The 10,164-nt window shown below is 67.1% G+C and carries 10 protein-coding genes; 4 read left to right on the forward strand and 6 right to left on the reverse strand.

Annotated elements, in window-relative coordinates:
* Nucleotides 1–174: 174 nt before the first annotated feature.
* Nucleotides 175–1,221, forward strand: coding sequence for a LacI family DNA-binding transcriptional regulator (locus ACZ7KI_RS06360; RefSeq protein ID WP_470272156.1), 1,047 nt, complete (start codon nucleotides 175–177; stop codon nucleotides 1,219–1,221).
* Here ACZ7KI_RS06360 and ACZ7KI_RS06365 read toward each other — a convergent pair whose 3' ends face one another.
* Genes ACZ7KI_RS06365 through ACZ7KI_RS06380 form a run of 4 tightly spaced genes read right to left on the reverse strand, consistent with a single transcriptional unit; the run spans nucleotide 1,222 to nucleotide 5,535 of the window.
* The gene (locus ACZ7KI_RS06365; protein ID WP_470272157.1) at nucleotides 1,222–1,902 is read right to left on the reverse strand and encodes a haloacid dehalogenase type II; all 681 of its coding nucleotides are present in this window, start codon (nucleotides 1,900–1,902) and stop codon (nucleotides 1,222–1,224) included.
* A 57-nt stretch (nucleotides 1,903–1,959) separates the two neighbouring features.
* Entirely contained in the window at nucleotides 1,960–4,137 is a 2,178-nt protein-coding gene (locus ACZ7KI_RS06370; protein ID WP_470272158.1) for a xanthine dehydrogenase family protein molybdopterin-binding subunit, read from the reverse strand.
* Nucleotides 4,137–5,096: an FAD binding domain-containing protein gene (locus ACZ7KI_RS06375; protein WP_470272159.1), complete on the reverse strand. Its 960-nt coding sequence runs from the start codon at nucleotides 5,094–5,096 to the stop codon at nucleotides 4,137–4,139. The genes ACZ7KI_RS06370 and ACZ7KI_RS06375 overlap by 1 nt, the downstream gene beginning before the upstream one ends.
* On the reverse strand, nucleotides 5,083–5,535 hold the full coding sequence (locus ACZ7KI_RS06380) for a (2Fe-2S)-binding protein (RefSeq protein ID WP_470272160.1): 453 nt from the start codon (nucleotides 5,533–5,535) through the stop codon (nucleotides 5,083–5,085). Before ACZ7KI_RS06380 ends, ACZ7KI_RS06375 begins: the two co-directional genes overlap by 14 nt.
* 220 nt (nucleotides 5,536–5,755) lie before the next feature.
* On the opposite strand from ACZ7KI_RS06380, the gene ACZ7KI_RS06385 reads away from it, so the two are divergent.
* On the forward strand, nucleotides 5,756–6,331 hold the full coding sequence (locus ACZ7KI_RS06385; protein ID WP_470272161.1) for a TetR/AcrR family transcriptional regulator: 576 nt from the start codon (nucleotides 5,756–5,758) through the stop codon (nucleotides 6,329–6,331).
* Between the two features lie 84 nt (nucleotides 6,332–6,415).
* Here ACZ7KI_RS06385 and arsB read toward each other — a convergent pair whose 3' ends face one another.
* A complete protein-coding gene (gene arsB, locus ACZ7KI_RS06390; RefSeq protein ID WP_470272162.1) occupies nucleotides 6,416–7,483 on the reverse strand; it encodes an ACR3 family arsenite efflux transporter in 1,068 nt (355 codons plus the stop codon).
* A gap of 34 nt (nucleotides 7,484–7,517) precedes the next feature.
* Complete coding sequence (locus ACZ7KI_RS06395) at nucleotides 7,518–7,922, reverse strand: arsenate reductase ArsC (RefSeq protein WP_470272163.1); 405 nt, start codon at nucleotides 7,920–7,922, stop codon at nucleotides 7,518–7,520.
* Nucleotides 7,923–8,081: 159 nt separating this feature from the next.
* Here ACZ7KI_RS06395 and ACZ7KI_RS06400 point away from each other — a divergent pair, with 159 nt between their 5' ends.
* Together ACZ7KI_RS06400 and ACZ7KI_RS06405 are read left to right on the forward strand one after the other, a co-directional pair.
* Entirely contained in the window at nucleotides 8,082–8,492 is a 411-nt protein-coding gene (locus ACZ7KI_RS06400) for an ArsR/SmtB family transcription factor (protein ID WP_470272164.1), read from the forward strand.
* A 338-nt stretch (nucleotides 8,493–8,830) separates the two neighbouring features.
* Nucleotides 8,831–10,006, forward strand: a complete 1,176-nt coding sequence (locus tag ACZ7KI_RS06405) for a glycoside hydrolase family 5 protein (RefSeq protein ID WP_470272165.1) — start codon at nucleotides 8,831–8,833, stop codon at nucleotides 10,004–10,006.
* The last annotated feature ends 158 nt before the right edge of the window (nucleotides 10,007–10,164 follow it).

The raw sequence follows: 10,164 nt of genomic DNA on the forward strand, positions 1-10,164 counted from the left end.
GCGGGGCGCACGGGGACACCGCGGCCGGGGACCGGCCGGGGCGGGAAACGTGGCACCCATGAGAGCGCTCCCGATGCTGATCAGTCAAGTAACGAACTTATAACGCAGCTGAGAGTTTCCGCAGTAAGAGATCATGTGCTAGAGATGTAACCGGTTACAAACCAGGAGGTCAGCATGGTCACCGCCCGCGAGGTCGCCCAGCTCTGCGGGGTCTCTGTCGCCACTGTTTCGCGGGTGTTCAACCGCCCCGCCACGGTGAGCGCACCGACCCGTGAACGCGTCGAACGCGTCGCCCGTGAGCTCGATTTCTCGCCGAACGAATCGGCGCGGGCGCTGTCGCGGCAGCGGTCCGCGATGATCGGGCTGGTCTGGGACACCGACCACCGCCGCCCCGGCTGGCGGCATCCGTTCCTGCAGGATCTGTTGCTGGGCCTCAAATCCGCGTTGAGCTCGCACGGCTACCACCTGCTGCTGCTCGCCACGAGCGACGACGCCCGCAACCGCACCGCCGGCGTCTCCCTCGCCGACCCGGTCGCTTACGTCGGTATGACGCGCCGCCACCATCTGGCGGGGCTGGTGCTGATCGACAGCGGCTCGGATGCCGAGGCGTTCAGCGCGTTCGCCCAGTCCGGGCTGCCGTGCGTCGCGCTCGACGTAGCCGTTTCGGGGCCGAAGGCCACGTACGTGACTTCGGACAACGCCGCGGGTGCGAGCGAAGCCGTCCGGCACCTCGCCGCGCTCGGGCACGAGCGGATCGCCACGCTCACCGGCCCGCGCGGCAACGCGCCCGCAACCGCCCGCACCGAGGGCTACCTGCGCGGGCTGGCCGAGGTGGGACTGCCGGTACGCGACGACCACGTGGTCACCGGGGATTTCTACCGCGAAAGCGGCTTCGTCGGGATGCGGCGGCTGCTCACCCGCGACGACCCGCCGACGGCGGTGTTCGCCGCCAGTGACGAAATGGCGATCGGCGCCCTGCTCGCCGCCCGCGCGGCCGGCCTGCGGGTGCCTGCCGACCTGGCCATCGTCGGCTTCGACGACATCGAGGTCGCGGCACTGGTCGACCCCGCGCTCACCACGGTCGCCCAGGACAAGGCGGAGTTCGGCACCGCGGCGGCCGGCGCGTTACTCGGCATGATCGAGAACGCGGCGGCGCCGGAGCCGGTGTTGCTGCCCACCCACCTGATCGTCCGCGACTCCTGCGGTACGACCCTGCTCTGATCAAATTCCGCGTTCGCCGAGCTGAGCGGCCAGACCGAGAAGGTTCTCGGCGTGGAAGTCGAAGTGATCGGCGGGCGAGGGAGGGTCCCCGGCAGGCCTGGCGACGTAAGCGGTGCGCAGCCCGACGCGCTGGGCTCCCCGCAGGTCCCACGCGTGGGCGGCGACCATCAGCAGTCGCTCCGGCGGGGCACCGGACACCTTGACGGCCAGTTCGTAGACGGCCGGATCCGGCTTGTAGGTCCGTGTCTCTTCGGCGGAGAGCGCCTGATGCCAGCGAAGACCCGCGTTGGCGTTGATCCGGAGCAGCGTGGACCGGCAGGCATTGGACAGGCCGATCACGGGGTGGTGTTCAGCGATCCGGGCCAGCCCTTCCACGGTGTCCGGCCAAGACGGCAGCCGTTGTCCCGCCGTCGCGAGCGCTTCTGTGTCCTCTTTAGACATGTCACTTCGGCATGCTTCGGCGACCAGCCGGGCCGCTTCGCGGTCGAGGACGTCGCCGGCGGCGTAGGGCCGGTCGCCGCCGACGATGCGCCGCTGTTCGGTTTCGATATGGCCTTGCCACAGCGCGACCAGCTCATCCAGGTCGGCCCGCGGGGCCACTTCCCCGATGGCGGCGCGGATCCCCGCCGGTTCGTCCACGAGCGTGCCGAGCACGTCGAACACCAGAGCGTCGATACCCATGGACGTCACGATAGTGAGGTCCATGGGTATCGACGCCGCGTGAGGTCCCGGCCCGTCCTACGGCTGGTCGAGGAGGTCCTCGATCTGGATGGGGATGTGCCGGACCCGGATGCCCGTGGCGTTGTGGACGGCGTTGGCGATCGCCGCCGCCATCCCGACGATGCCGATCTCGCCGAGTCCTTTCGCGCCGACCGGGTTGTGCAGGGTGTCCGGGTACTCGACGAAGTGGACGTCGACCTCGGGGATGTCCGCGTTCACCGGGATCAGGTAGCTCGCGAGATCGCCGTTGGCGAAGCGCCCGTCGGCCTCGATCTCCAGTCCCTCGTGCAGAGCCGCCGACACACCCCAGATCATGCCTCCGATGATCTGGCTGCGGGCCGCCGTCGGGTTGATGATCCGGCCGGCGTCGAATACGCCGAGCATGCGGGACACCCGGATCTCGCGTGTCCACTTGTGCACGCGGACTTCGCAGAACTGGGCGCCGAAGGAGCTGAACGAATGCTTCGTCAGCTCTTCACCGGGAGCCGACGAGCCGGTCACGGAGATCGACGAGCGGTTCGTCGCCCGCAACAGCTCGCCGAAGGTCATCGTCCGGTCTCCGGCCAGCACCCGACCGTCCGCATAGGACACGTCCATGCCGTCGAAGGGCGCACCCGGGGCCGACGCCAGTGCCACCAGATCGTCGATCGCCTTGGCGGCGGCGATCATGATGGCCGATCCCGCGCTCGCGGTGGCGGTCGAACCCCCGGACAGGCCGCCGGGCGGCAGCGTCGAATCGCCGAGCTTCGGCACGATCCGGTCCGGGGAGATGTCCAGAGATTCCGCGCCCACCAAGGAAAGCACGGTCAGCAGGCCGGTACCCGGATCCGCACCGCTGGTCGCGACGACGGCTGTGTCGTCGGGCCGCAGGGTGATCTCGATCGTGGCCGGGAACCGCAGGGCGGGGAACATGGCGGTGGCCGTGCCGAGGCCCACCAGCCAGTCGCCGTCGACCCGCCCCTGCGGAGCGCGATCCGACCAGCCGAACCGGGCCGCGCCGACGCGGAAGCATTCGTCGAGGTGTTTGCTCGACCATTGCAGATCGTTGCCGGGTGGTGCGGTCGAGTTGTTCCGCCGGCGCAGCTCGATCGGGTCCATGCCCAGCGCGATCGCGAGCTCGTCGATCGCGCTCTCCAACGCGAACGATCCAGGTGCCTCGCCCGGCGCCCGCATGAAGGTGGTCGGCGGGATGTTCAGCGGCACCATCTTCTGGCTGATGGCCAGGTTCCGGGTCGAGTACCACTCCCGCGAGGTGCCGTGTGACGTCGGCTCGACGAACGACCGGTCCATCGCGGTGCTGGACCACGAGTCGTGGCGCAGCGCGTTGAGCGTGCCGTCGTGCTCCGCGCCGAGGGCGATCTTCTGCACGGTCGCGGCCCGGCCCGCCGTCGCGGTGAAGACCTGTTCCCGGCTGAGCACGGCCTTGACCGGCCTGTCGAGGACCCTGGCCGCCGCCGCGGCCAGGAACGCCGGCGTGGAGGTGCGGGCCTTGCCCCCGAACGCGCCGCCCACGTACGGATTGACCGCGTGCACCTCGGACGGCTCGGTGCCCAGCGCGCCCGCCAGTTCCGCCGCCTGGAGGTCGGATCCCTGGTTGCCGCTGTAGACCGTCAAGCCGTCGGGACCCCAGACCGCGACCGCGGAATGCGGTTCCATCGCGGCGTGATGCTGGGTCGCGGTGGAGTAGGTGGCTTCCACGACCACCGGGCTCGCGGCCAGCGCGTCCTCGATGGACTCCACACCGGGAGCGAGGATTTCGAGGGTCGGTGGCTCGCCGTTCCGTGCGGCAGGGGCGTCTTCGGCCGAGGCCAGTCCGTCCTGAAACGACGTCAGCGCGGGTAGCGGCCGGTAGGAGACCTCGACGAGCATCGCAGCGTCGCGAGCCTGTTCGTAGGTCTCGGCCACCACGAAGCCGATCGGCTGGCCCCGGTAGACGACTTCTTTGTCCTGCAACGGAACCCAGGACTCGCCGAAGAACGGCGTGACCGGCACGCGCAGCTCCAGCGGATCGAAAGGCGTGTAGACGCCGACCACGCCCGGAGCGCCCTTCGCCTGCGTGACGTCCATCGCCTCGATCTCGCCGTGGGCGATCGAACTGGTCACGACGAATCCGTGGAGCAGCCCCGGGAAGGTGTGGTCCGCCCCGTACTTGGCCTGACCGGTGACCTTCAGCGGCCCGTCCACCCTGCTGGTCATCAGTGGCTCCCCTCGGTCAGCTCGAGCAGTGCGCGGACGATGGTCCTTCGCAGCAACGACATCTTGAATCCGTTCCCGGACAACGGACGCGCGCCCTCGGCGGCCAGCGCCGCGGCCTCCTCGAAGGCGGCGACCGTCACGGGTGCGCCCCGCAAGGCCGCCTCGACCTCGGGCAGCCGCCACGGCACGGTCGCCACGCCACCGGCCGCGACCCTCGCGTCGATGATGCGCGAGTCCCGCACGTCCAGCGCGACCGCGGCGGAGCACAGCGCGAACTCGTAGGACTGCCTGTCCCGCACCTTGACGTACGTGGAGTTCGACGCCCACTCCAGCGGGGGAACCACGACTTCGGCGATCAGTTCACCGGGACGCAGGTCGTTCTCCACCTCGGGGGTGTCCCCTGGCAAGCGGTAGAACGAGCCCAGCTCGACGGTGCGCGTGCCAGTGGTGCTGGCCAGCCGAAGCTCCGCGTCGAGGGCGACCAGCGCGACGGCCACGTCGCTGGCATGGGTCGCCACGCACGAATCACTCGTGCCCAGTACGGCGTGCATCCGGTTGGCGCCCGAGATCGCCGGGCAGCCGCTGCCGGGCTCCCGGCGGTTGCACGGCATGGCGACGTCACGGAAGTACGAGCAGCGGGTGCGCTGCATCAGGTTCCCGCCGATACTGGCCATGTTCCGGATCTGCTGGGAGGCGCTGAGCAGCAGCGCCCGGGAGATCGCCGGGTACACGCCGGGGTGTCCGGCGATGTCGCTCATCCGCTCCAGCGCGCCGATCCGCAGCCCGTCGGTGGTGTCGATGCCGCGCAACGGCACCTCGTTGATGTCCAGGACCTGAGTCGGTGCCAGGACGTTGAGTTTCATCAGATCGACGAGGGTGGTCCCGCCTGCCAGGAAGGTGCCCGGCGAGGTGACCGCGGCTTCGACGGTCGTGGGTGCGGTCAGTTCAAAGGGACGCATCGGCCCGCCTCGCCTGTTCGACCGCCGCGACGATGTTCGGATAGGCCGCGCATCGGCAGAGGTTGCCGGACATGAATTCCCGGACGTCCTGGACGTCCTGTTCGACGGCGGCGACCGCCGACATGATCTGCCCGGAGGTGCAGAACCCGCACTGCAGGGCGTCCTGATCGACGAACGCCTGCTGGACCGGATGCAGTTCGTCCCCTGTGGACAGTGCTTCGACCGTGGTCACCGGCTGTTTCACGGTGGCGGCCAAAGTGAGGCAGGAGAGCACCGGCCGCCCGGCGACGTGCACCGTGCAAGCGCCGCACTGCCCCCGGTCGCAGCCCTTCTTCGGGCCGGTGACCGCGAGCCGCTCCCGCAGCGCGTCCAGCAGCGTCACACCCGGATCGACATCCAGGTGTTCCGTGTGGCCGTTGACTTCGAGTGAGATGTCCACTGAATCCCTTCCGCGGATCGTCACGGCCGAGTGGCCTGACGGCGTAGGTTGTGGTGGTGGGTAGTCCGTTCACAGAGTGAACCGGATATTCATCCGCTTCGTTTTTCACGCTAGCGGATTACAATCCCCTGCGCAACGCCCGTATTTCCTGGAGTCGCTCCAGGTCCAGCGCTTCCTCGGCTACATTCACGGGGAACTGGATCGGCGGACGGGAGGGGTCATGACGACGGGTTCGGTCAGCCCGCGGCGTGCGGACACCCGGCGCAACCACGAACGCATCCTCACCGCGGCGGCGAAATCACTGGCCCACACGGGCGAGGTCTCGTTCAACGCCATCGCGAAACAGGCCGAGGTCGGCGTCGGTACCGTTTACCGGCACTTCCCGACTCCGGAAGCCCTCATCCTGGCCGTCTACCGCCGCGAGGTCCGTCAGCTCGTCGACATCGTGCCGAGCCTGCTCGAGAAGCACACCCCGGAACAGGCCTTCCGGAGGTGGACGATCGACCATCTGGCGCACTACATGATGACCAAGCGCGGCTTGGCCGACGCGTTGCGCACCGCGACGGCCTATCGAGGCGAACTGCCCGCGAACGCCTACGAGGCCATGATCGGCGCGGTTTCCACGCTGTTGAAGGCCAATGTCGACGCCGGCACCGTCCGCGCGGACCTGAAACCCGAGACGGTCCTTCGCGGCCTCGGCGGGCTGCTGTACCTCGATCCGAACGGCGATTGGGAGCGCGACGTCGCGGACCTTCTCGATCTGCTGTGGCGAGGGATGGGCACCAGCCGGGCCTGATCTCCGGTCGCTCAGGTGTCCAAATAGGACACGATATCGGCGACGGCGGCACGGGCGGTCATGCCGACACCGATACCGATCCGGTCAATTCGCGGTCCAGCGTTTCCGCAGCCAGAGGCTGACGTAGACCAGCGCCACCAGCACCGGCACCTCGATCAGCGGGCCGACGACCCCGGCGAGCGCCTGCCCGGAGGTCACCCCGAAGACGCCGATCGCGACGGCGATCGCGAGTTCGAAGTTGTTGCCCGCGGCGGTGAACGCCAGCGTCGTGGTGCGCTCGTACGACAGCCCGGAAGCCTTGCCCAGCAAATAGCCGCCGGTCCACATGACAGCGAAGTACACCAGCAGCGGCAACGCGATCCGGGCGACGTCGAGTGGCCGGGAAGTGATGTTGTCGCCCTGCAGCGCGAACAGGATCACGATGGTGAACAGCAGTCCGTACAGCGCGACCGGGCCGATCTTCGGCAAGAACTTCCCCTCGTACCAGTCACGCCCCTTGCTCCGCTCCCCCACGCGGCGGGACAGATATCCGGCGGCGAGCGGGATGCCGAGGAAGACGATCACACTCAGCGCGATCTCCCACGGCGAGAAGTCCACTGCCGTCGTGTCCAAGCCCAGCCAGCCGGGCAGCAGGTCGAGGTAGAACCAGCCGAGGACGCCGAACATGACCACCTGGAAGACCGAGTTCAGCGCGACCAGTACCGCCGCGGCCTCGCGATCACCGCACGCGAGGTCGTTCCAGATGATCACCATCGCGATGCAGCGGGCGAGCCCCACGATGATCAGCCCGGTCCGGTACTCGGGCAGATCCGGCAACAGCAGCCAGGCGAGGGCGAACATCAGCGCCGGACCCAGTATCCAGTTGAGCACCAGGGAAAGCACCATCGTGCGCTTGTCCTTGGTCACGGTGCCGAGCCTGTCGTAGCGGACCTTCGCCAGCACCGGGTACATCATCAGCAACAGCCCGAGCGCGATCGGCAGCGACACCTGCCCGATCTTCACCGCGTCCAGCACCTCCCGCAGACCGGGCACGACGCTGCCGAGCAGCAGACCGGCCACCATCGCGGTGACGATCCAGACCGGGAGGAATCGGTCCAGAAAGGACAATTTGTGCAGGACGTCGGCGTCGGCCGGGTCCGCGGTTCGGGTCACAGTGCTGGTCTCCTGGGGCTGGAAGAGGGAAAGGTCAGGCGTCGAGGATTTCGGCGACGAGGCCGCGGACGCGCCGGTCGATCTCTTCCCGGATCGGGCGCACGGCCGCCAGGCCCTGGCCTGCCGGGTCCTCAAGGGGCCAATCGAGGTACCGCTTACCGGGGAACACCGGGCAGGTGTCACCGCAACCCATGGTGATCACCACGTCAGAGGCCTCGACATCCTCGGTGGCCAGCTTGGTCGGCACCTCGTCGGTGATGTCCAGCCCCCACTCCGCGAGCGCGGCCGCGGCGGCCGCGTTCACCTTCTCCGCGGGCTCCGAACCGGCGGACCGGACGGCGATGCGGCCGAGCGAGTAGTGCCGCAGCAACGCGGCCGCCAGCTGCGAACGGCCCGCGTTGTGCACGCAGACGAAAAGCACTTCAGGCGTGCGGGTCATACCCGTTCTCCTTGGTCGACTGACGGCGAAACGAGCCGGCGGCCAAGGCCTGGTGCCGCTGAATCGAAGGATGCCGATGCAATTGAAGATACTGGATCGAGTTTTGTCAATTCAGCGGGTATGGTGAGATCGGCGTCCACCACGAGCGAAGGAGGGCCCATGGCGAGCGCGAACAGTCGCACCCGGAAGCCCACCGCGGTGACCCTCCTGATGGCCGAACCCGCCGCCGTCGTCGATCCCGGCGACGCCGAAGCGGCGGCGAAGCTGTTCAAAGCGCTCTCGGATCCGGTGCGGATCCGTCTGGTGTCGCTCGTGCGGTACTCCCCCGGCGGCGAGGCGTGCTTCTGCGACCTGGCCGAAGAATTCGACATGCCCCAGCCCTCGCTCAGCCATCACCTTCGAGTGCTGGTCTCCGCCGGCGTCCTCGAACGAGAACGACGCGGCACCTGGAGCTGGTACCGCGTCGTCCCCGAACCGCTCGAAACCCTGGAATCCCTCCTTCGCCCGGGCGGCCCGCTCGCCGATCGGCAGGCACGACTCTCCGACGCGGAACGCGACGCGAGGTGCTGAGCACCATCTCGGCAAAGACGTAAGACGGACCGACGCCCGGTTCCACTTCGCGCCTCAGCGCTCCATGAGCGGACAGAATCTTGACCCCTGATGTGCGCGATGTCATAGTTGTCGAAGCGCTTCGATATACCTCTGCAGCCCGTCCGCGCAAAGTCGCCCGGAAGGAACTCCATTATGCGCTCGGACAAAAGGTATACGCGCGCGCTCCCACAGAATGCGCTTCGGTCTCCTGCACCGAAATATTGAGAGATAAGCCGGATATCGCGCGACCACACCTCTCATACCCCTCACCGAAAGTGAGTAGACGGCCTATGGGTTCAAAAGCACGGAAACTCAGGGTGATCGTCCTTTCCGCGGTCTTCGCGGCCGCCGGTTCCCTGCCCGGCCTGGCGAATCAGGCGTCGGCCGAGACAGCGGTACAGCTGAATGCCTCGCAGATCGTCGCCGACATGGGCGCGGGCTGGAACCTCGGCAACCAGCTCGAAGCCAGCTCCAACGGATATCCCAGTGAAACGGCATGGGGTCAGCCGACCGTGACGCAAGCTCTCATCGACAAGGTCAAGGCGGCCGGGTTCAAAACGATTCGCATCCCGGTCTCGTATTTGAACAACATCGGCCCAGGCCCGAACTACACGGTGAACTCCGGCTGGCTGAACCGGATCCAAGAGGTCGTTAACTACGCCTACAACCGCGGTCTTCATGTGCTGATCAACATGCATGGTGACGGCTACAAGACCGTCAACGGATCCTGGCTGATCTGCGATTCGTCCGCCCAGACGACCATCAAGGCCAAGTATCAGAAGGTCTGGCAGCAGGTCGCGACCAGGTTCCAGTCCTACGACCAGCGCCTGATCCTGGAGTCCATGAACGAGAATTTCGACGGTCAATTCGGCCGCCCGACTCAACCGTGCTACTCGAACATCAACGCCTATAACCAGATCTTCGTGGACACCGTGCGCAAAGCGGGCGGGAACAACACTTCGAGGTGGCTGCTCGTTCCCGGCTGGAACACGAACATCGATTACACCGCGGGGAACTACGGCTTCGTCCTCCCGACCGATCAGTACCGGTCCCCGTCCATTCCCGGCAACGAACAGCGGATCATGATCTCCGTTCACTACTACTCCCCTTGGGACTTCGCCGGGGAGGAGAACAGCACCATCACGCAGTGGGGGCGGGCGGCGACCAACCCGGCCAGGAAGTCCACCTGGGGGCAGGAGGACTACCTGGATTCCCAGCTGAAGCTGATGTACGACAAGTTCGTCACGAAGGGATACCCGGTAGTCGTCGGCGAATACGGCTCGATCGACAAGTCGTCGTTCGATTCGTCCAACAGCAGGTATCGCGCCGACTTCGCGCGCGCCATCGTGTCCACTTCCAAGAAGTACGGCGCAGCGACCGTCTACTGGGACAACGGCGCGAACGGCAGGTACGGCTTCGGACTGTTCAACCGAAGCTCCTGGACCGTGACCCAGCAGGGCATCATCGATGCCATCATGGCGGGCCTTCGGTAGCCGACAAAGTCCGTGGTCGGCCGCGTTCAGTCTTCTGTATGCCTCAACGTGTCGCGAAAGCCAGGCGAATTCACTCGGTCGTCGCAACACCCTCTGTGAGCTGGGAGTTTGTGATGTCGGGTGGATTGTTGTTGGCGCGGGCGGTGCGAGTGCGGTTT

The organism is Amycolatopsis sp. NPDC039088 (assembly GCF_055598845.1).

Coding starts and splice junctions, on each gene's coding strand:
- ACZ7KI_RS06385 (WP_470272161.1), top strand. CDS start 5,756: ATGACGACGGGTTCGGTCAGCCCGCGGCGTGCGGACACCCGGCGCAAC.
- ACZ7KI_RS06360 (WP_470272156.1), top strand. CDS start 175: ATGGTCACCGCCCGCGAGGTCGCCCAGCTCTGCGGGGTCTCTGTCGCC.
- ACZ7KI_RS06375 (WP_470272159.1), bottom strand. CDS start 5,096: ATGCGTCCCTTTGAACTGACCGCACCCACGACCGTCGAAGCCGCGGTC.
- ACZ7KI_RS06395 (WP_470272163.1), bottom strand. CDS start 7,922: ATGACCCGCACGCCTGAAGTGCTTTTCGTCTGCGTGCACAACGCGGGC.
- ACZ7KI_RS06400 (WP_470272164.1), top strand. CDS start 8,082: ATGGCGAGCGCGAACAGTCGCACCCGGAAGCCCACCGCGGTGACCCTC.
- ACZ7KI_RS06365 (WP_470272157.1), bottom strand. CDS start 1,902: ATGGGTATCGACGCTCTGGTGTTCGACGTGCTCGGCACGCTCGTGGAC.
- ACZ7KI_RS06370 (WP_470272158.1), bottom strand. CDS start 4,137: ATGACCAGCAGGGTGGACGGGCCGCTGAAGGTCACCGGTCAGGCCAAG.